This is a genomic window from Pseudomonas sp. XS1P51 (genome assembly GCF_054897845.1).
Genome location: NZ_CM142707.1, coordinates 1,325,423 through 1,346,951, shown reverse-complemented (window position 1 = coordinate 1,346,951; position 21,529 = coordinate 1,325,423). Strand labels below are relative to the sequence as shown.

At 60.0% G+C, this 21,529-nt stretch carries 14 protein-coding genes and 4 pseudogenes; 6 read left to right on the top strand and 12 right to left on the bottom strand.

The genetic code is table 11. From position 1 onward, the window contains the following. Nucleotides 1-3 precede the first annotated feature (3 nt). From ACYZUD_RS06270 to tpx, 7 genes are all read right to left on the bottom strand, one after another. The gene (locus ACYZUD_RS06270) at nucleotides 4-750 is read right to left on the bottom strand and encodes an SDR family oxidoreductase (protein WP_462023129.1); all 747 of its coding nucleotides are present in this window, start codon (nucleotides 748-750) and stop codon (nucleotides 4-6) included. 247 nt (nucleotides 751-997) lie between these two features. Next, nucleotides 998-3,079, bottom strand: coding sequence for a bifunctional diguanylate cyclase/phosphodiesterase (locus ACYZUD_RS06265; protein WP_462023128.1), 2,082 nt, complete (start codon nucleotides 3,077-3,079; stop codon nucleotides 998-1,000). 328 nt (nucleotides 3,080-3,407) lie between these two features. Then, entirely contained in the window at nucleotides 3,408-4,898 is a 1,491-nt protein-coding gene (locus tag ACYZUD_RS06260) for an efflux transporter outer membrane subunit (protein ID WP_462023127.1), read from the bottom strand. Further along, nucleotides 4,895-8,002 (bottom strand): efflux RND transporter permease subunit, encoded by a 3,108-nt coding sequence (locus ACYZUD_RS06255; protein ID WP_462023125.1) that lies wholly within the window; start codon nucleotides 8,000-8,002, stop codon nucleotides 4,895-4,897. The genes ACYZUD_RS06260 and ACYZUD_RS06255 overlap by 4 nt, the downstream gene beginning before the upstream one ends. A 157-nt stretch (nucleotides 8,003-8,159) precedes the next feature. After that, the gene (locus ACYZUD_RS06250; protein ID WP_462023124.1) at nucleotides 8,160-11,255 is read right to left on the bottom strand and encodes an MdtB/MuxB family multidrug efflux RND transporter permease subunit; all 3,096 of its coding nucleotides are present in this window, start codon (nucleotides 11,253-11,255) and stop codon (nucleotides 8,160-8,162) included. Next, the gene (locus ACYZUD_RS06245; protein ID WP_462023123.1) at nucleotides 11,252-12,568 is read right to left on the bottom strand and encodes an MdtA/MuxA family multidrug efflux RND transporter periplasmic adaptor subunit; all 1,317 of its coding nucleotides are present in this window, start codon (nucleotides 12,566-12,568) and stop codon (nucleotides 11,252-11,254) included. The genes ACYZUD_RS06250 and ACYZUD_RS06245 overlap by 4 nt, the downstream gene beginning before the upstream one ends. Before the next feature lie 178 nt (nucleotides 12,569-12,746). Further along, nucleotides 12,747-13,247: a thiol peroxidase gene (gene tpx / locus ACYZUD_RS06240; RefSeq protein WP_462023122.1), complete on the bottom strand. Its 501-nt coding sequence runs from the start codon at nucleotides 13,245-13,247 to the stop codon at nucleotides 12,747-12,749. Nucleotides 13,248-13,456: 209 nt separating this feature from the next. Between tpx and ACYZUD_RS06235 the strand changes: the two genes are divergently transcribed. Further along, nucleotides 13,457-13,825, top strand: coding sequence for a GNAT family N-acetyltransferase (locus ACYZUD_RS06235; protein ID WP_462023121.1), 369 nt, complete (start codon nucleotides 13,457-13,459; stop codon nucleotides 13,823-13,825). A gap of 58 nt (nucleotides 13,826-13,883) precedes the next feature. On the opposite strand, the pseudogene ACYZUD_RS06230 reads toward ACYZUD_RS06235, so the two are convergent. Further along, a pseudogene (locus ACYZUD_RS06230) lies at nucleotides 13,884-14,140 on the bottom strand (polyketide cyclase); the annotation flags it as partial. Nucleotides 14,141-14,349: 209 nt separating this feature from the next. Between ACYZUD_RS06230 and ACYZUD_RS06225 the strand changes: the two are divergent. The 5 genes and pseudogenes from ACYZUD_RS06225 to ACYZUD_RS06205 form a co-directional block, all read left to right on the top strand. Beyond that, complete coding sequence (locus ACYZUD_RS06225) at nucleotides 14,350-14,775, top strand: YciI family protein (RefSeq protein ID WP_462023120.1); 426 nt, start codon at nucleotides 14,350-14,352, stop codon at nucleotides 14,773-14,775. Nucleotides 14,776-14,781: 6 nt separating this feature from the next. Continuing rightward, nucleotides 14,782-14,850: pseudogene (locus tag ACYZUD_RS06220) on the top strand (DUF6124 family protein); the annotation flags it as partial. A gap of 415 nt (nucleotides 14,851-15,265) precedes the next feature. Beyond that, a complete protein-coding gene (locus tag ACYZUD_RS06215; RefSeq protein WP_462023119.1) occupies nucleotides 15,266-16,057 on the top strand; it encodes a hypothetical protein in 792 nt (263 codons plus the stop codon). Nucleotides 16,058-16,067: 10 nt separating this feature from the next. Next, on the top strand, nucleotides 16,068-16,268 hold the full coding sequence (locus ACYZUD_RS06210; protein WP_462023118.1) for a hypothetical protein: 201 nt from the start codon (nucleotides 16,068-16,070) through the stop codon (nucleotides 16,266-16,268). Then, a pseudogene (locus ACYZUD_RS06205) lies at nucleotides 16,204-17,009 on the top strand (spermidine synthase); the annotation flags it as partial. The gene ACYZUD_RS06210 and the pseudogene ACYZUD_RS06205, both read left to right, overlap by 65 nt. A 117-nt stretch (nucleotides 17,010-17,126) precedes the next feature. Here ACYZUD_RS06205 and ACYZUD_RS06200 read toward each other — a convergent pair. The 4 genes and pseudogenes from ACYZUD_RS06200 to ACYZUD_RS06185 form a co-directional block, all read right to left on the bottom strand. Then, a complete protein-coding gene (locus ACYZUD_RS06200; protein WP_462023117.1) occupies nucleotides 17,127-17,798 on the bottom strand; it encodes a DUF3313 domain-containing protein in 672 nt (223 codons plus the stop codon). 340 nt (nucleotides 17,799-18,138) lie between these two features. After that, nucleotides 18,139-19,107: pseudogene (locus ACYZUD_RS06195) on the bottom strand (hypothetical protein). Nucleotides 19,108-19,295: 188 nt separating this feature from the next. Next, nucleotides 19,296-19,775 carry a DUF934 domain-containing protein gene (locus ACYZUD_RS06190; RefSeq protein WP_462023116.1) on the bottom strand — a complete coding sequence of 160 codons (480 nt, stop codon included), beginning with the start codon at nucleotides 19,773-19,775 and terminating at the stop codon, nucleotides 19,296-19,298. Beyond that, nucleotides 19,772-21,445: a nitrite/sulfite reductase gene (locus ACYZUD_RS06185; protein WP_462023115.1), complete on the bottom strand. Its 1,674-nt coding sequence runs from the start codon at nucleotides 21,443-21,445 to the stop codon at nucleotides 19,772-19,774. Before ACYZUD_RS06185 ends, ACYZUD_RS06190 begins: the two co-directional genes overlap by 4 nt. Between the last annotated feature and the right edge of the window lie 84 nt (nucleotides 21,446-21,529).

Genomic DNA, 21,529 nt, shown 5'->3' with positions numbered 1-21,529 from the left:
TGGTCAGCGACCACCACCCAAATCAACAAACGTCCCGGTCGCATAAGATGCCTTATCCGACAACAACCACACAATCGCCTCCGCCACTTCATCCGGCCGGCCACCGCGCGCCATCGGAATCGCCGATTCCAGTTTGGTGACCCGATCCGGATCACCGCTCAGCGCATGGAAATCGGTGTAGATAAATCCCGGCCGCACGGCGTTGACGCGAATGCCTTCACCGGCCACTTCCTTGGACAGGCCGATGGTGAAGCTGTCCAGCGCACCTTTGGAGGCTGCGTAATCCACGTATTCGTTGGGAGATCCCAGGCGTGAGGCCACCGAGGACACGTTGACGATGCTGCCGCCCTGCCCGCCGTGCTTGGGCGACATGCGCAGGATCGCGTGCTTGGCGCAGAGGATTGGCGCCAGGACGTTGGTTTTGAGGACTTTGAGAATGCGGAATTCGGACATTTCGTCCACCCGGGACTTGTGCCCGACGGTGCCGGCGTTGTTCACCAGTGCCGTGACCCGGCCCAGTTCGGTGTCCACCCGGTGAAACAGCGCGATCACTTCATCTTCGATGCTGACGTCGGCGCGTACCGTGATGGCTTGGGCGCCGAGGGCGCGGACTTGTTCCAGCACGCGATGCGCCGCTTCTTCATCGGACTGATAGTTGATGCAGATCCGATAGCCCTGTTCGGCGGCCAACAAGGCTGTGGCGGCACCGATGCCGCGGCTGCCGCCGGTGATGACGATGACTTTGTCCATGCGAGCGTTTCCCCTTTCCAAGCGTAAGCAGTCGGGGGCAAGAATAACCGTCATTGGCGGGTTTTGCATGAAGTCTGTGGTGTCTTGTGGCGAGGGGGCTTGCCCCCGTTCGACTGCGGAGCAGTCGTCAATCCAGGCAACTCGGTGAAGCTGAAAATTGTAGGGCCGCTTCGCGACCCAACGGGGCGATGCGGCGTTCCGACAAGCCCCCTCGCCACAGGAAGCGCCGTTCACCTTAGACAGTGCGTCAACCCGCGGCCAATTGCTCCCCGCGAAGAATGTCCACCATGAACTGCTCCGCCGGCAGCGGGTGCCCGAGCAGGTAACCCTGCAACGAATCGCAACCCAGTTGCGTCAGGAAGTCTTGCTGCACACCGGTTTCCACGCCTTCGGCGACGATCCGCAAACCCAGCGCCTGACCGAGGGCGACGATGGCGGAAACGATGGCGGCGTCGTCGCTGTCGTGTTCCAGATCGCGGACAAACCCCCGGTCGATCTTCAGTTCATTGGCTGGCAGGCGCTTGAGGTACATCAGACTCGAATAGCCAGTGCCAAAGTCATCGATGGACAAATCGACACCCATTTCCGATAGCCCCTGAAGCACCGTCATGCTCGCATCGGCGTCGCTCATGGCCGTGGTTTCAGTGATTTCCAGGGTCAGGCTGTTGGCTGGCAAACGGTGAGTGGCCAAGGCTTTGGCAACGCTCTGGACCAGGCCGACATGACAGAACTGCAAGGCCGACAGGTTCACCGCGATGCGCCAGTCGGTGTAACCGAGGACATACCATTCGCGCATCTGCCGGCACGCTTCGTTGAGCACCCAATCGCCAATCGGAATGATCAGCCCGGTCTTCTCTGCAAGGTCAATGAACTTGTCCGGCAACAGCATGCCCTGGGTCGGGTGCGTCCAGCGCAGCAACGCCTCGGCACCGACCGGGCGGCCATTGCTGGCGTCGAACTTGGGTTGGTAATAGAGGCTGAACTGTTGCTGGTCCAGTGCATTGCGCAGGTCTTGCAGCAATTGCAGCTGTTTGCGCGCGTTGCTGTTCATCGAGGCGTCGAAGAAGCTGTAGCCGTTTTTGCCCGCGCCCTTGGCGTGATACATCGCCGCGTCGGCGTTCATCAGCAGCTCCTCGGCGGTCTGGCCGTTGCCCGGATAGAGCGCAATGCCGACGCTGGCGGAAATTTGCAAATCATGTTCGGCGACGCGGAACGAGCGCGCGATCAGTCCGACCTGACGGGCTGCCAGACTCAATGCGTCATTCTCCTCGCCCAGTTGCACCAGTAATACGAATTCATCGCCGCCGATTCGCGCCAGGGTGTCCTGGCTGCGCAAATCCTCGCGCAGGCGCAGGCCGACTTCGCGCAGCAACTGATCGCCCATGTGGTGACCGAAGGCATCGTTGACCGGTTTGAACCCGTCCAGATCGATGAACATCAACGCAAAACAGCCGCCCTGCTCCTGCACCCTCGACATCGCCTGATCGATACGGTCCGCCAGCAGCACCCGATTCGGCAGACCGGTCAGGGTGTCGTGCAGGGCCAGTTGGGTCAGTTCGCGGTTGGCCTCGGTCAGTGAGTGGGCCAGGCTGGCGGTGCGGGCTTCCAGGCGCGCATCGAGGATCGAAGTCAGCAAGGCAATGCTCAACACCGCGAGCGTGGTGATCAGCACCAGGCTATCGAGACCTTTGCCGTTCAAGCCGTTGACGGCTGCGCCACAGAAGCTGCCGTCCGGGAAACGCGCCGCCGCCATGGCGGTGTAGTGCATGCCGACGATGGCGATGCCCATGATCACCGCTGCGCCACCACGGATCAGGCTGACATAGGGCGTGTGCTGACGCAGGCGGAAAGCGATCCATAACGCGGCGCCGGAGGCACCGACTGCGATAAGCAGAGAGGTGCCAAACAGCGTCGGGTCGTAATCGATACCCGGCTGCATGCGCATGGCAGCCATGCCGGTGTAGTGCATGGCACTGATGCCCGCGCCCATCACCAGCGCACCGAACGCCAGTTGCCAGGCCGGCAATCGCGGCTGACTGACCAGCCACAGGGCAAAACCGCAGGAGAGGATCCCGATCAACAGCGATAACAACGTGAGGGGGGTGTCGTAGCCGAGGTCGATGGGCAGTTTGAACGCGAGCATGCCAATGAAGTGCATCGACCACACGCCAACACCCATGGCAAAGGCACCGCCAACGGTCCACAAATGCACCGCGCGGCCCTTGGCGGTGGCGATGCGGCCGGTGAGGTCGAGCGCGGTGTAAGAGGCGAGAATCGCTACACAGAGCGAAACGATAACCAGCGTGGGGGAATAGCTACCGATGAGCATGGGACTTCTCGCGACTACCCCACCGTACTGCTTCCGTTCTCGGGGGGACAAATCGGGCGATTGTACTGATTCCGTAAACGAACGCACTGACAAAAATTAGCAAAGGGCCATCAACCCGATGAAACGCTTGTTTGATTGCTAGCAATTACTCTGAATCGTTGCCGGTGAGCCCCGCTTCCCCCTGTAGAAGCTGGGTAGGAGCTGTGTAGGAGCTGTCGAGTGAAACGAGGCTGCGATCTTTTCTCAAGCAATCAAGATCAAGATCAAGATCAAAAGATCGCAGCCTCGTTTCACTCGACAGCTCCTACAGTCCCAGGGGAGGCGTGCATCAGTTGCGCTGAGGGTTGTCGCTAAGTTCGAGGTGCCCATCCCACCCGCCACCCAGCGCCGCAATCAGCTGCACACTGGCGATCAATCGGCTTTGCATCAAGTCCAGCATGGTGCGTTCGTTGTTCAGCGCTGTAGCCTGCACCACCACCACATCCAGGTACGCAATCAACCCGGCCTTGTACTGGTTCTGGGTCAGACGCAGGGATTCACGTGCTGCATCCAGCGCCTGTTGACGCACGGCGGATTCGTTTTCCAGCACCTTGAGCTGGACCAGGTAGTTTTCCACCTCCCGGAAACCGTCGAGCACCGTCTGGCGGTACTTGGCCACGGTCTCGTCATAAGCCGCTTCGCTGCGGTCGACTTCCGCCGAGCGCTGGCCGCCGTCGAACAGGGTCATCGCCAGTTGTGGCCCGACCGACCAGAAACGGTTCGGCACGCTGATCCAGTTGTTCGAGGTGCTACTGCTATAACCACCGTTCAGGCTCAGCGTGAGGTCCGGGTAGTAAGCGGCCTTGGCCACGCCGATATTGGCGTTGGCCGCCATCACCGAGCGCTCAGCGGAGGCAATGTCCGGGCGGCGTTCCAGCAACTGCGAAGGCAGGTTCAGCGGCACTTCGGGCAATACCGGGATGGCCTTGGATTCCGCCAGCGCAAACTCGGCTGGCGGCAGCCCGATCAGTACGGCAATGGCGTTTTCGAACTGGGCGCGCTGCCAGATCAGATCGACCAGGTCAGCCTCGGTACTCTTGAGCTGAGTCTGTGCCTGAGCCACCGCGTCCTTGCCGGAAACACCGGCGCGGTATTGGTTTTCAGTCATTGTCAGCGAGCGCCGATAGGCCTCGACCGTTGCTTCCAGCAGACGCTTCTGCTCATCGATCACCCGCAATTGCAGGTAGTTCTGCACCAGTTCCGACTGTTGACTCAGGCGCATCGCCGCCAGATCGGCAAAACTCGCCTCGGCGTTGGCGGTGTCGGCTTCAAGTCCACGACGCAGCTTGCCCCAGACGTCGGCCTCCCAACTGACCCCGGCCTGAGCGGTGTAGGTGTCGCGAATACCGCTGGAAGAACTGGTCAGGCTCGAACTGCTGCTACCGGTGCCCTGACTGGAGCGGTTTTTCCCGACGGTCAGGTCCACGGTCGGGAAAAACGCCCCTCGGGCACTGCGCACCAACGCCTGGGCTTGACGGTATTGGGCTTCGGACTGGGCAACCGTCTGGTTGGCGCTGTTGAGTTTTTCGATCAGGCCATTGAGCTGCCGGTCGCCATACAACTCCCACCAGGCTCCGCGGGCCAGGGAGTCACTCGGATTGGCCTGACGCCACCCAGATGCTTCCTTGTATTGCGCAGGTGCAGCGGCTTGCGGGCGCTGGTAATCCGGGCCGATGGCGCAGGCGCTGAGCATCGCCACGCACAGCGACAGGCTCAACAAACGCGAGCCTCGGGCCGTGACCAGTGGTGCAGCCAGGTTGATAAGCGAACGGTCAGTCATAGCGGAGTTTCCAGAGCAGCATCAGTACGCACCCCACGCCAGTGGTTGAAACGATGGCGCAGTTTGTCGAGATAGAGGTAAACCACCGGGGTGGTGTAAAGGGTCAGCACCTGGCTGAAGATCAGCCCGCCGATGATGGTCAGGCCCAGCGGTTGGCGCATTTCTGCTCCTTCGGCGCGGCTCAGCAGCAACGGCAAGGCGCCGAGGATCGCCGCGAGCGTGGTCATCAGGATCGGCCGCAGACGTTGCAGGCAAGCGCTACGAATCGATTCCAGCGGTTCCAGCCCTTGATGTCGTTCGAGCTGCAAGGCCAGGTCGATCATCAGAATGGCGTTCTTCTTCACCACCCCGATCAGCAAAAACAGCCCCAGCAACGAGATCAGGCTGAACTCGCCGCCCAGCGCATAGATCGACAGCAACGCGCCGACCCCGGCCGACGGCAACGTCGAGAGAATGGTCAGCGGATGAATGTAGCTTTCATACAGCACACCCAACACCAGATACACCGCCACCAGCGCGCCGAGAATCATCCACGGCTGGCTCTTCTGGGTGGCCGCGAAGGCGTCGGCGGTGCCGGCCATTTTCGCGATGACACCTTCCGGCAGACCGACCTTGGCAATCGCCCGTTCGATAGCGGCCGTGCCCTGCTCCACCGTCACCCCGTCGGCCATGTCGAAGGCAATGCTTTCCGAGGCGAACTGACCTTCGTGGCTGACCCGATCGTCTTCCAGGCTGTTTTCGTAATGGGCGATGGTCGACAGTGGAATCCGCGCGCCGTCGGCGGTGATCACCTGGACCTGCTTGAGGGTGATCGGGTCCTGGGCGTATTTCGGGTTGACCTCCATCACCACCTGGTACTGGTTGAGGCTGTCGTAAATCGTCGAAATCTGCCGCTGGCTGTAGGCGTTGTTCAGCACCGCGGTGACCATGTCCATGTCGACCCCCAGGCGCTTGGCCTGATCGCGATCGACAATCAACGTCACTTGCTGCGCGCCACGGCCTTCGCGGGCGTCAATCGCGGTCAGCTCCGGCAAGGCCTTGAGCGCGGTGACAACTTTCGGATACCACTCGCGCAACGCCCCCAGGTCACCGCTTTGCAGGATGTACGAATACTGCGACGTGCTTTGCTCACGACCGCCGCCAAATTGCAGGTCCTGATCGGCCATCAGCATCAACTGAGCACCGGCGACCTTGGGCATTTCCTTGCGCAGGCGTTCGATGACTTTCTGCGCGGAAAGATTGCGCTCCTTGATCGGCTTCAGGCGTACCAACATGAAGGCGTTGTTGGTGCCGTTGGTGCCACCGATGAAACCGGCCACGCTTTCCACCGCTTCGTCCTTGAGCACGGCACGGCGGAAGATTTCCATCTTCGGCTGCATCACACTGAATGACAGCCCGTCGTCACCGCGCACGAAACCGATCAACTGGCCGGTGTCCTGCTGAGGCATAAAGGTTTTAGGAACAACAACATACAACGCAATATTCACGCCAATCGTCACGAGCAGACTGAGTAAAGTCAGCCGCCGGTGACGCAGCACCCAGTCGAGGCTGGTGGCGTATTTGCCGACCATCCACTCGTTGGCCCGCTGACTCCAGCGTTGCAGACGGTTTTCCTGACCCGGCGTATGTGGCTTCAGCCAACGGGCACAGAGCATCGGCGTCAACGTCAGCGAAACCACCAGCGACACCACGATCGATGCCGCCAGCGTGATGGAGAACTCGCGGAACAGGCTTTCGACTATCCCGCCCATGAACAGGATCGACAGGAACACCGCCACCAGCGAGACGTTCATCGACAGCAAGGTAAAGCCGACCTCCTGGGCCCCCAGGTAGGCGGCCTTCATCGGTGGCACGCCTTTGTCGATGTGCCGGGAAATGTTCTCCAGCACCACGATGGCATCGTCCACCACCAGCCCGGTGGCCAGAATCAGCGCCATCAGCGACAGGTTGTTAAGCGAAAACCCGTAGAGGTACATCACCGCAAAGGTGCCCACCAGCGACACCGGCACGGCTAACGTCGGGATCAGCGAGGCACGGAAGTTACCGAGAAACAGAAACACCACCAGAATCACCAGCGCCACGGCGATCAGCAGGGTCATTTCCGCTTCGTGCAGTGTCGCCTTGATCACCGGCGAGCGGTCCATGGCCAGATTGAGTTTGACGCTTGCCGGCAATACCGCCTGCAACGCTGGCAGTTGAGCCTTGATCTCGTTGACCGTCTCGATGATGTTGGCGCCGGCTTGCCGATTGATCACCAGCAACACCGCTGCGTCATCGTTGAAAAAACCGCTGTTGTAGCGGTCCTCGACGCCGTCGCTGACCTTGGCTACATCCTTCAACCGCAGCGCCGCACCGCCGTTGTAGTGAATGATCAGCGATTCATAGTCCTTGGCTTTTTCCAGTTGATCGTTGGCCTGGACCTGCCACAACCGCTGGCCGTCTTCGACCGAGCCCTTGGGCCGGCGCACGTTGGCATTGGCGATGGTGTTGCGCACATCGTCCAGGGCCACGCCGTACTGGTTGAGTGCCTGGGGTTCGAGCTCGATACGCACTGCCGGCAAGGAGCTGCCGCCGATTTGCACTTCACCCACGCCCTGCACTTGGGACAGGCTCTGGGACAGGATCGTCGAGGCCAAATCGTAGAGCTGGCCTTTTTCCAGCACGTCCGAGGTCAGCGACAGCACCATGATCGGTGCCTGGGACGGGTTGACCTTCTTGTAGGTCGGCATGCTGCGCATTCCGCTCGGCAGCAAGTTGCGCGAAGCGTTGATCGCCGCCTGCACTTCTCGGGCCGCGCCGTTGATATCACGGTCGAGGTCGAATTGCAGGATCACCCGGGTCGAGCCCTGGCTGGAGCGGCTGCTCATGGTGTTGACCCCGGCGATGGCGCCGAAGGAACGCTCGAGCGGCGTGGCCACGGTCGACGCCATCACCTCGGGGCTCGCACCGGGCAGGCTGGCCTGAACCACGATCACCGGGAAATCCATTTGCGGCAGCGGAGCCACCGGCAACAGACCGAAGCTCACACCGCCCAGCAGCATGATCGCCAGGCTCAGCAACATGGTGGCGACCGGGCGCTTGATGAATGGGCCGGAGAGGTTCATCGACGGCAGCTCCCGACATCAACTCCTGTGGGAGCGAGCCTGCTCGCGATGAGGCCAGTACATTCAATATCGATGCTCACCGGCCTGCCGCTTTCGCGAGCAGGCTCGCTCCCACAAGAGGCGAGCCTTGCAGGTACAAGGTTGCCGTTACAAGCCGTCATACCGCCACCTCTTGGGCGTCAGACTTTCCGAAACGGCGTCCCAGACGGTCGAAGTACAGGTAGATCACCGGCGTGGTGAACAGGGTCAGCACCTGACTCACCAGCAACCCGCCGACCATCACCAGACCCAGCGGTTGACGCAGTTCCGCGCCGGAACCGGTGGCCAGCATCAACGGCACTGCACCAAACAACGCGGCCAGCGTGGTCATCAGAATCGGTCGGAAACGCAGCAGCGCCGCCTGATAGATCGCCGTCTCAGGGTCCATGCCCTGATTGCGCTCAGCGTCGAGGGCGAAGTCGATCATCATGATTGCGTTCTTTTTCACGATACCGATCAGCAGGATGATGCCGATGATCGCGATCATCCCCAGGTCATTGCCGCTCAACAGCAACGCCAGCAAGGCGCCGACCGCCGCCGAGGGCAAGGTCGAGAGAATGGTGATCGGGTGGATGTAGCTCTCGTACAGCACGCCGAGCACGATGTACATGGTCACCACCGCCGCCAGAATCAGCAGCAAGGTGCTCGACAGCGAGGCCTGGAAAGCTTCGGCCGCGCCCTGGAACTGGGTCTGCACGCCGATCGGCATGCCGATGTCTTTCTGTACCTGCTCGATGATTTCCACCGCATGCCCCAGCGCCACGCCGGGCGCGAGGTTGAAGGACATCATCACCGCCGGGAACTGGCCAATGTGAGTGATCGCCAGTTGCGCCTGACGCTCCTCGATGTGCGCCAGGCTGGACAGGCGCACTTGCCCGCCGTCGGTGGTCTTGACGTGAATCTGGTTCAGCGCATCCGGGCCGACCTTCTCGCCGGACTGCGACTGCAGCACCACGCGGTACTGGCTGGCCTGGGTGTAAATGGTGGAAATCTGCCGTTGCCCGAAAGCGTCATATAGCGCGTCAGTGATGTTCGACACCGACACACCGACCCGCGACGCCGCATCGCGGTCGATCACCAGATACACCTGCAAGCCTTTGTCCTGCAAATCGCTGGCAACGTCAGTCAGCTCCGGCCGTTGGGCCAACGCTTCCACCAGACGAGTGCTCCACAGGCTGAGCAATTCGGAATCCGGCGACGACATGCTGAACTGGTACTGCGTACGACTGACGCGATCTTCGATGGTCAGATCCTGCACCGGCTGCATAAACAGGCGAATGCCGGTCAGCTTGTCCAGCTCGGGTTGCAGGCGGGCAATCACTTCGGTGGCGCTCAGGTCGCGGTCGCTGTGAGACTTTAGGTTGATCAGCAGACGACCGCTGTTGAGCGTCGAGTTATCGCCGTCGACTCCGATGTAGGACGACAGGCTCTCCACGGCGGGATCGGCCAGGATCACTTTAGCCAGTTCCTGCTGCCGTTCGCTCATCGCGGCAAAGGAAATCGACTGCGGCGCCTCGGAAATCCCCTGGATCACCCCGGTGTCCTGCACCGGGAAGAAGCCCTTGGGCACCACCATGTAAAGGAACACGGTCAGCGCCAGCGTGCCGATGGCCACCAGCAGCGTCAGCGGTTGATGCTTGAGAACCCACTTTAACTTGCGCCCGTAAGCCGCGATCATCCAATCAATTGCTGCGCCGCTGGCCCGGTAGAAACGGCCCTGCTCTTCTTCCTTGGGCTCACGCTTGAGCAGCCGCGCACACATCATCGGCGTCAGGGTCAGGGACACCACCAGGGAGATCAGAATGGCCACGGCCAAGGTGATCGCAAACTCGCGGAACAGGCGCCCTACCACGTCGGCCATGAACAGCAGTGGAATCAGTACCGCAATCAGCGACAGGGTCAGGGAAATCAGGGTGAAACCGATCTGCCTGGCGCCTTTTAGCGCCGCATTCAGCGGGCTGTCACCCTCTTCGATAAATCGGGAAATGTTCTCCAGCATGACGATCGCATCGTCCACCACGAAACCGGTGGCGATGGTCAGGGCCATCAGGGTCAGGTTGTTGACCGAGAAACCCGCGAGGTACATCACGCCAAACGTACCGATCAACGACAGCGGCACGGCCACCGACGGAATGATCGTGGCACTGGCGCGACGCAGGAACAGGAAGGTCACCATGACCACCAACGCGATGGCGATCAGCAGCTCGTGTTGCACGTCAGTAACGGAAGCGCGGATGGTCTGGGTGCGGTCGGTGAGTACCGTAACGTCGAGGCCGGCCGGCAGGTTGTCGGTGATGCTCGGCAGCAAGGCCTTGATCCGGTCGACCACTTCGATGACGTTCGCGCCCGGCTGGCGCTGGATGTTCAGCAGCACGGCCTGGTTTTCATTGGCCCACGCTGCAAGGCGTTCGTTCTCGGCGCCGTCGACGATTTCCGCCACATCCTTGAGCCGCAACGGCGCGCCGTTGGCGTAGGCCAGGATCAGGTTGGCGTAGTCCTTGGGCGAGGTCAGTTGATCGTTTGCATCGAGCATCGAGACCCGGGTCGGGCCGTCGAAGTTGCCTTTGGGCTGGTTGACGTTGGACGCGCCGATCAGAGTGCGCACGTCCGACAGGTTCAAGCCGTTGGCCGCCAGGGCTTCGGGGTTGACCTTGATCCGCACCGCCTGACGCTGGCCGCCGGCAATGCTGACCATGCCAACGCCGCTGATCTGGGCGATTTTCTGCGCCATGCGGGTGTCGACCAGGTCGTTGAGCTTGGGCAACAGCATGGTCTTGGAGGTGATGGCCAGGGTCAGTACCGGGGTGTCCGCCGGGTTAACCTTGTTGTACACCGGCGGTGCGGGCAAGTCCTTGGGCAGCAAATTGGTCGCGGCGTTGATTGCGGCCTGCACCTGTTGCTCGGCGACGTCCATGTTGATGTCGAGGCTGAAACGCAGGGTCAGCACCGAAGCACCGCCGGAGCTGGTCGACGCCATCTGCGTCAGGCCGGGCATCTGCCCGAACTGCCGCTCAAGGGGCGCGGTCACAGCACTGGTCATGACGTCCGGGCTCGCGCCGGGATACAGCGTCATGACGCGAATGGTCGGGTAATCGACCTGGGGCAAGGCCGACACCGGCAACAGCCGATAGGCAATGACGCCAGCCAAAATAATGGCCAGCATGCTCAGGGTCGTGGCGACCGGGCGAAGGATGAACAGCCGCGAGATGTTCATGCGCTGCCCTTTTTCGCCTTGTCGGTGGTTACCGGCTCAGTCGCGTTGGCCGCCGATTTACCCTGCAGGTGTCCGGTCGGGGTGGTCGGCACGTCCTTCGTGTCGTTGACCACTTCCACTTCACTGCCTTCCTTCAGGCGGTCGGTGCCTTCCAGGACAACGCGATCACCCGCAGCCAGGCCTTCGGTAACCACGGTGTTTTCGCCGTCACTGGCGCCGACTTTCAGTTGACGGATCGTGACCTTCTTGTCGCCCTCCATGGCGTAAACAAACGTGCCGTTGGTACCGAACTGGATCGCTGCCGAAGGCGCGAGCACGACATCCTTGAGGGTGTCGGCCAACAGGTGGACGTTGACGAACTGATTGGGGAACAGCGCTTGATCGCGGTTCTCGTAACGCGCCTTGAATTTCAGGGTGCCAGTGGTGACGTCGATCTGGTTATCGAGGCTCTGCAACACGCCAGTGGCCTGTATTTTGGTGTCGCCACGGTCCCAGGCTTCGGCGGGCAGTCTGGCGCCGCTGCGATAGCGGGCCAGCACCACGTCGAGGCTGTTTTCCGGCAAGGTAAAGGCTACGCTGATCGGCTGGGTCTGGGTGATGATCGCCAGCGCCGTGGTGTCATTCGCGGCGACAAGGTTGCCGACGTCGAGCTGACGCAAGCCGACACGGCCGGCAATCGGCGCACGGATTCTGGTGAATTCGAGATTGAGCTTGGCGTCGTTGACCGCCGCCTGATTGGTCTTGACCGTGCCCTGATACTGGCCCACCAGCGCTTCGGCGGTGTCCAAGGTCTGCTTGGCGATACTGTCTTCGCGGTACAGGCCGCGATAACGCTCGACATCGACCTGGGCGTTTTTCAGTTGCGCCTGATTCTGCAGCAAGGTGCCTTCAGCCTGCAGCAAGGCGTTTTGGTAAGGGCGCGGGTCGATTTCAGCCAGCAGGTCGCCCGCCTTGACCATCTGCCCTTCTTCAAACGCAATCCTGATCAGTTCGCCGCCCACCCGGCTGCGCACATTAATGGTGTTCAGCGCGGTCACGGTGCCCAGTGCCTTGTAGTACAGCGGGAAGTCGCCCTTGACCGCCGGCGCCACACGTACCGGGACCGCCCCCGCCGCCCCGCCGAAACCCGGACGCATTCCGCCGGACCTGCCGGTGTGCCCGGCCACGGCTTTTTGCCCTGCACCCTCTTTTGGCGCAGCGCTGCCGGGCCAGAATTTCCAGCACAGGCCAGCGATGACCAACAGGACGAGCAGGCCGAACAACCAGCGACGGGGACTACGGGAAACGGAGGATTGCATTGAATGATCAACCATTGGGCGCGTGGGCTTCTTCTACGGGAGGCTAAACGATAAGCACTGGCGGGTATTTAGCAAAGCGCCTTTACCGGCAATTTACCTTCGGCTTACGTAACAGGAGGTTTGTCTAAGACACTGAAGCACAAATGAAAACGGCCTGGACAGGGCCAGGCCGTTAACAATTGTAAAGGTATGCTTATTTCAGAACAGCAAGTGCGGCTTCGTAGTTCGGTTCTTCAGCGATTTCCTTGACCAGTTCGCTGTGCAGAACGTTGTCGTTTTCGTCCAGAACCACGACGGCACGGGCAGTCAGGCCCTTGAGTGGACCGTCGGCAATCGCCACGCCGTAGTTCTCGATGAACTCGGAACCGCGCAGGGTCGACAGGTTCTGCACGTTTTCCAGGCCTTCGGCGCCGCAGAAACGGGCTTGAGCGAACGGCAGGTCAGCGGAGATGCACAGCACGACAGTGTTGGCGACATCGTTGGCCTGGGCGTTGAACTTGCGAACCGACGTGGCGCAGGTCGGGGTGTCGACGCTTGGGAAGATGTTCAGCACTTTGCGCTTGCCGGCGAAGCTCGCCAGGGTCACGTCGGACAGATTGCCGGCAACCAGGGAAAAGGCTGGCGCCTTGGAACCGGCTTGTGGCAGTTGGCCGTTGACTTGAACCGGGTTGCCTTTAAGAGTGACTTGAGCCATGAACGGAGTCCTTCTGAACGTTGATGTGGAAAATTTTGAAGAGGTCGAAGTTAACCACGAAATGGGTCGACGACCTATGACAGTAGCTTCTTCAAGCAAAAAAATTCAACCCGCTGACGCGAACCTGCTTTGGATTGACTTCCGCCATTCATTGCCCCAGGTTTGAGTCCCGCTTTCAACACACAAAAAATCACGCGCAAGGGCGTTTTATGGACAATGAAAACGTAATCTTTATAGATAAGCTCGGGCGAGAAATCGAAATCATCAGCGATGATGATTGGCCTTTTACTATTTTCGCGAAGCATTCAGGTCGTGAGGTTGGGTCGCTGGTGTTTACGGACTACAACGATGCAAATTTGCTAGAGCATGCAAACGTCTTAAGCGCCTACCAAAAAGCAGGAATCGGCACCCGGATGTTTAAGGAAGCAATTTTAACGGACCCTGCTCTGTTATACCCCAATCGTGCTTGGAGCTCCTCAACCGGGCATCAGTACTATCTGTCCACGGAAGGCGCTGCACTGATTAACGCGTGCCTAAGAGAAAAGCTGCTGACTACCAGCAATGAAGCTGATTTCTGACAATGAATTCCGGAAATACGCAGCCCGAATGAAGGTTGACCGCTTCGATTGATAAATTTCAGCCCATCAATCGAAGCATATTGCGATGCCGCGCCTCGAAAATCCGCCGCATGTATCCATCGACCAGCAACCATTCCAATGGCGCACCACCCATCGCTGCATAAGTGACACGGTCGGTGTACAGCGTACCGCCCTCTCCCGCCGCCACCCGGTGTTCGTGACGAAAGGCTGCCATTGGCCCCTTGAGCATTCGTCGATGAAATGACGGTCGCTGACCTCACGAATCACGACCGTCCAGTTCGCAGGGATGACACTTGATCACGCGCTCCCCTGTAGGAGCTGCCGAAGGCTGCGATCTTTTGATCTTGAAAAACACAAGCAAAAGATCGCAGCCTTCGGCGGCTCCTACAGGGATATGAGGTGCCAGAAAAATTTACAGTGATCTTTAATCAGCAGCGTTGTCGATTCAGGACACGGTCATTCGACTAGACAGTGAGTCATTCATATCCAGCGGAGACAAGACCATGCGATTCATGATCATTGTAAAGGCCAGCTCGGATTCCGAGGCCGGTGTCATGCCCAGCGAGGAACTGCTGACTGCAATGGGCAATTACAACGAGGAGCTGGTCAAGGCCGGCATCATGCTTGCCGGCGAAGGCCTGCACCCCAGCAGCAAGGGCGCCCGCGTGCGTTTTTCGGACGATCAGCGCACGGTGATCGACGGCCCGTTCATCGAAACCAAGGAGCTGATCGCCGGCTACTGGCTGTGGCAGGTGAAGTCGAAAGAGGAAGCGATCGAGTGGGTCAAGCGCTGCCCCAATCCGATGCCGGGTACCGAGGCCGAGATCGAGATTCGCCAGGTGTTCGAGGCCGAAGATTTCGGTGCCGAATTCACGCCGGAACTGCGGGAGCAGGAGGAGCGGCTGCGGGCGCAAGTGAAGAAGCGCTGAGCGGCGATTGCGCAAGTCATCATGCTCGGTGAGCTGGCGGTAAACCGGGCGCTGGATCAGCTCGCCCCCCCGTAGTAGCCAAAGATCATTGTGGCGAGGGGCTTGCCCCCGTTGGATGGCGCAGCCGCCCCAGAACCTGGCACTAAGTTCTTACAGGTGAACCGGGTCTTCCGTTGTTGGGGCTGCTGCGCAGCCTGACGGGGGCAAGCCCCCTCGCCACAGGTTGTTTGAAACCCGCTTTCTGTGTTCACACAGAAAGAGGGTTTTTCATTGTCTGAATCCGACTCGCAGATGCGTATTTAACTTTTAGTACACAAAAACAAGGCCAACGTGATCACAAAACCAAGGAAATAGTCCCCTCGACTGGATAACCCGTATTTAGCTGCTAAGTTCTACAGACGTGTCCCACAGGCTTGATAGGAAAGAGATTACGCAGTAACGGCCGCCAAGTGCCGAGTCGTCCAATGAGCCACCAAGGGATCGGGGAATCATGTCGATAAAAACTGTCACACACGCCTTGTTATTGGCGGCATCGTTTGCGCCTGTAGTTTGTGCCATGGCCGACAACGCCGACACGGCCAACAAAAGTAACAACCCGCTGAACCTCGCGCCGGGGATGAATTTGCAGGATTACTACACCCCGAACTACTACGACTCCAATATCCATACCAACGACTTGCTGGTGCGCGGTACGTTGCCGATTGCGCCCAACGATTTCATCGGGGTTGCGCAGTTGCTGCGCGCGACCGCGCCAATCAGCACTCACCCCGATCCAAACGGCGGCTACAGCACCGGTGAAGGCGATCTGAACCTGCTCGATATCTTCCTGCTCAAGACCGATGGCGTGCAGCTGGGCATCGGCCCGCAGATCACTGCGCCCACCGCCGATCAGGACGAGCTCGGTACGGGTAAATGGCAGGCTGGCCTGGCCGCCATTGCCGTTGATTCATCGCCCCGCGGTTTGCTCGGTGCACTGGTGCAATACCAGAGTTCCTTCGCCGGCGACCACGATCGCGCCCACGTCGAAACCGCGACCTTTCAACCGTTCGTGATTCATAACCTGGACAAAGGCTGGTACCTGCGCTCCACCGGTACCTGGACCTTCGACCTGAAGAACGACACCCATTACATCCCCATTGGTTTGGGTGGCGGCAAGGTCTGGAAAGACGGCCCCAATATCCTCAATGCCTTCATCGAACCGCAGTGGACCGTGGAGCGCAAGGGCGATGGCCTGCCGCAATTCACACTGTTCGTCGGGCTTAACGCCACCTTCGGTAAATAAGGAGTTTTCCATGCACGGTGTCATTCGCGCAGCCGGCTACAGCCTGATGACGATGTTCGTCAGTTGCGGCGTCGGTGCTCAGGATCTCGATACACGCATCGGCAAAATCGCCATGGAAGGCGAACTGCCGGCCCATGAATCCATCGTCGGTGGTCAAAGCCGCGCCGATGTTCAAAGGCAACTTCGAGGCTGCCGCCGATCCGGGCGTTGACATACGCCTGCGCGATGGACGCCAGGAACTGCTGCGCAACCCGCAACCCTACGACTTGATCACCCTGAACCACCACCGCCCTCCACTGCCGGGGTGGTGAATCTGTATTCCCGGGACTTCTACCAACTGGCCGCCAGTCGCCTGGAGAAAAAGGGCCTGGTCGCCCAGTGGTTGCCGCTACCCACCCAGAACATCGACGACTCACGCTCACTGGTGCGCAGCTTTCTCGATGTCTTCCCGTACGCCACGTTGTGGACCAGCGAGTTCCACGAAATGCTGCTGGTGGGTTCGATGGAACCGATTGAGCTGGATGCGGCGAAAATCAGCAAACGCTTCCAGCAGGACTGCGTGCGCACCCCCTTGCAGGACGTGGGCATCGGCTCGGCTGCGGCGTTGCTTGCGACGTGGGTCACTGATCGTGCGGGACTTGAACGTTTCGCCGCTGCGGCACAACCGGTGACCGACGACCCGCCGCGTATTGAATATGCGCCATGGGTGCGGGCCAAGGAGATCAGTCGCGTGCTACCGGCCTTGCTGGATTTGCGAGTAGCGCCACCGTTGGTGAATGCCGATGCGGGGTTGGTCGAGCGGATGAATGCGCACCAGCAACGTCTGATGCAGTTTTATCGGGCGAGCCTGCATGCGTATGACGGCGACCGTGATGCGTGGGCCAGGGATATTCGCGAGGTGATGCGCGGGGATGGGGGGAATCCGTATTTTCGGTGGTTTGTCGGGGAGTGATGCTGCGCCTTCAAGACCGCCTTCGCGAGCAGGCTCGCTCCCACAGTGGATTGTGTGTACGACACAGATCAAATGTGGGAGCGAGCCTGCTCGCGATGGGCCATCAGCCTCGGTAAATCATTTGGATTTAAGCTTCAGATACGACTGATGCAGGTCCGAAGCCCAGCCATCGATCACACCTTTCACGTCATCCGTCTTCATCACCTGAGACTCGTTCTCCAACGGTTTGCCGGTGCCTTTGCGCACGACCTGGGCCAGGACTTTGTTGTTGCCGCCATCGAGAAATACCGCTTCCGTGGCCAGATCGGTTTCCTGATCGCGAATCCCGCTGGCCGTGCTCACCGCCGCTGCCACCAGCGCAATCGGGATCACTTCATAGGGCTTCAGGCTTTGGGTTTTGCTGCTGACCGCCGTGATCGCTGCGCGCACTACGAGCACACCGGGACCCGGGCCTGCCGCCAGTGGCAGGGATCTGCTGATTTCGCGCTTGAGCGCCTGATCGTAGTAACTGGTGATTCCGTTCAAGGTGGCCTGAGGGATTTTCACGGTCGGTTGAGGCTTGGGATAGAGCTGGGTCGGTTCGATGTAAACGGATTTGTATTTGTTGATATCGAGCTTGGGATCCACCCAGCGCATCACGGTGGCACCCGAGGGTGACTGGGCTTCCTTGAGCTGGCTGTAGTCCTTCAGGAATCCAGAATACTGGCCGGGCTCCACCACTTTGCTGGCGCAACCAACCACCCCGATCGAGGCAATGCACAGAGTGCTCATCATTAACGCAAGCTTCATGCTGTAACTCCTGTAAGTCGGACGACAACCGTTTGGACATGGGTGTTACAGGTATAGCCAATGCCGCGCGTCTCGTTCTGAAAAATCACAATATTCATCCATGGCTGCGGGATCATTCACAACGGTCATTTGACAGACTCAGGCCATCCGGCAAAGCTGCATCGAGCATGAACGCGCGCCTGACGGCAAACGCACCCGGACTATGGAAGTCGCGCGAGCAGGCTCGCTCCCACAGTGGATCTGTTTTTGGTCACACATTCTGTGTACACCAGAGATCAAATGTGGGAGCGAGCCTGCTCGCGATGAAGCCGGTGCAGCCGACAACACTCTCAGTGCGGTATTACCAGGACGACCCACTCCTGGCCGCCAACTCCCGCCGGCTATTGGCCCGCATCGCTTTGATCAACGACACCGTCCCCACCAGCAAAATCGCGGCGCCGAACAGGAAATCGATGTTGTACAACCGAAAGTCATCCAGCGGCCCCACCAGAAACACCCGGATCGCCCCGATACTCACCAGCGTGGCCAGAAAATCGATGCCCGGCTCGTCGCGATAAAACACGTGCATCAACGGCAGGCAGATCACCAGCAACAACAGCAGGACAATCACCTTGAACGAGCCTTTGCGCTCGACGCTAAAGGCGCACTCATTGGCCGCGTAGGGTTTGTAATCTTCTTCGCGAACCAGTGAGTTTTTCTCGTTGATGTACTCGACCCGGTTGTACTTCTGAATCGGCGTGAAGGTGTTGGACATCTCCATGCTGGCGATGATGTGCCTGAACTTCAGGTTGATGCGCTCGTTGCCCTTGAGGATGTACAGCACCGGTTTGTAACCGTAGCGATAGGTATCGAACGGAAACGCCGTCGCCCTGCCCTGAACCCCAATAGGCCGGGACTCAAGCTCGGCGTAGGCGCTCTTGTCGATCGAAGCGAGGTTGCGGCTCAGCGGCTTGACCCTGACCTATTCGAGGAACACCGGCGTGGCACCGTAGGACCACTGCAGGGGCTCCATGCGCAGGCGCAATTCGTTGCGGCCCAGGTCATAACGATCAAAGGTGCGCTCGGACACGATAATCGCCCCCGACAGCATGAACTCGCCATGCACATTGTTGGTGACGCGCAGTGTCAGCCGATCCTTGCCCAAGGCTGCCGCATCACTGGCCGGTGGCGTGCCGCACCAGGCGTAACTGTCGAACGACTCCCCGAGTCGGCCGTCACGGTTTTCCTGAAACAGATAAAAATAACTGCCCCACAGGGCGGTCATCAGCAACAGCGCCACCAGCCCTAAAATCTTCTTGCCCACACTCAAACCAGACTCCTTTCTTTACCAGCTCCCTTTATGAGGCGCGGACTCTATCAAAATGGCCTCACGGCCCAAAGTAAAAAGATCGCAGCCTTCGGCAGCGCCTACACCGGTCGCATACACCCGCGATGTTTCAGGTGTACGCAATCCCGCGTAGGAGCTGCCGAAGGCTGCGATCTTTTGATCTTTCGGTTTTAGCGCCGTCGAAACAACGGCCGCGGCTCAATCACCGAGCGCCCATACAACACGCTCATCCCGGCCAGCCCCTTGAGCGCATCTTCAGCGGACTTGTCTTCGCGCACGGCGAAGCTGTCAAAACCGCATTGGCGCATGTGGCTGAGTTGATCGCGCAGGACATCGCCGACCGCACGCAATTCGCCCGTCCAGCCCAATCGCGTGCGCAGCAGGTACGCCTGGCTGTAAGCGCGTCCGTCACGGAAACTCGGAAAATCCAGTGCAATCAGCGGCAGTCGGTCAAACCAGGGCTTGAGGCTTTCCACCTCATCGTCCGGCCCCAGCCACACCCCGTGCCGTTGCGGGTCCTCCAGCCAACTGGCCAGCGGCAGAATCAGCCGGCCCGCGGGCCATCCTGCCTCGAGATCCCTGATCAGCGTCCACGGATCGTCAGCGACAATCCGCGCTACCCCCTCATCCAGTCGCAGCAGATTATTCATGCCGACACCTCCAGCAGCTTCGGGTAAACCTCTTCCTTGAACGGCTCCAGGCCGATGCGCTGCAAGGTGTCGACGAACAGTTCTTCGCTCTCGCGGTAGCGTACGAACGTGGCGATGATCCGCTCGATCACCTCGGGCACTTCGGCGGCGCTGAAGGACGGGCCGATGACCTTGCCCAGGGCACTGTTCTTGCCCTGTGAGCCGCCGAGGGTGATCTGGTACCACTCGCTGCCGTTCTTATCGACCCCGAGAATGCCGATGTTGCCGATGTGGTGGTGGCCGCAGGCGTTCATGCAACCGGAAATGTTGAGGCTGATATCGCCCAGATCATGCAGATAATCCAGGTCTTCGAAACGCGCCTGAATGCCTTGCGCGATCGGGATCGACTTGGCGTTGGCCAGCGCGCAGAAGTCGCCGCCGGGGCAGGCAATGATGTCAGTCAGCAAACCGATGTTGGCGCAGCCCAATCCCTGCTCGCAAGCCAGGCACCACAGCGCGTAGAGATCGGACTTGGGCACGTCCGGCAGGACGATGTTCTGCTCATGGGCGATGCGGATCTCGCCGAACCCGAACTGCTCGGACCACGTGGCCACGGCGTCCATTTGCTCGCCCGTGACATCACCCGGCGGCGAGGCGATGCCCGGTTTGGTCGACAGCACCACGCTGGCGTAACCCGGCACTTTGTGCGGCTGCACGTTACGCGAAACCCAGCGCGCGAAAGCCGGGCTCTCAGCCAGGCGTGTGCCGAACTCCAGGTCGGTATCAGACAACGAACGGTACTCGGGTGGCACGAAGGCACTGGCGACACGCTCATACTCGACCTCGGTCAATTGCGCCGGACCGTCCCTCAGGTACTGCCACTCCTCCTCCACTTCCCTGGCGAAGGCTTCGATGCCGAGCGCCTTGACCAGAATCTTGATCCGCGCCTTGTACTTGTTGTCCCGTCGACCATGGCGGTTGTAGACCCGCAGCACCGCCTCGACATAGGACAGCAGATGCTCCCACGGCAAACCTTCGCGAATCTGCAAACCGAGGATCGGTGTACGCCCCAGCCCGCCGCCGACGATCACCCGCAACAGCATTTGCCCATCGGCACCGGGGTAAAGATAAAGACCGATGTCATGCATCATGATCGCCGCCCGGTCCTGCTCTGCCGAGCAAATGGCGATCTTGAACTTGCGCGGCAGGAACAGGAATTCCGGGTTGATCGTCGACCACTGACGCAGGATTTCAGCCAGCGGCCGAGGATCGATCAACTCATCCGCCGCGACCCCGGCGAAGGCTTCGGTGGTGATGTTGCGCACGCAGTTGCCGGAGGTCTGGATCGCGTGCATTTCCACCCGGGCCAGGCGTTCGAGGATCTCCGGCACCTGGGCCAGTTCGATCCAGTTGAACTGCATGTTCTGCCGGGTGGTGAAGTGACCGTAACCGCGATCGTAATCCCGTGCGATGCCCGCCAGCGTACGCATCTGCTGCGCGCTCAACGTGCCGTAAGGAATGGCCACGCGCAGCATGTAGGCGTGTTTTTGCATGTACAGGCCGTTCTGCAAGCGCAACGGCAGGAATTCCTCTTCGCTCAACTCGCCCGCCATGAAGCGTTCGACCTGATCACGAAACTGCGCAACCCGCTCGAAGACCAGGGCCCGGTCATAGTCGTCGTACTGATACATGTGGCTACCTCATCAGGATGGATCGGGCTCTGCGGCTAATGCCAGTCAATGTGGGAGCGAGCCTGCTCGCGAAGGCGGAATGTC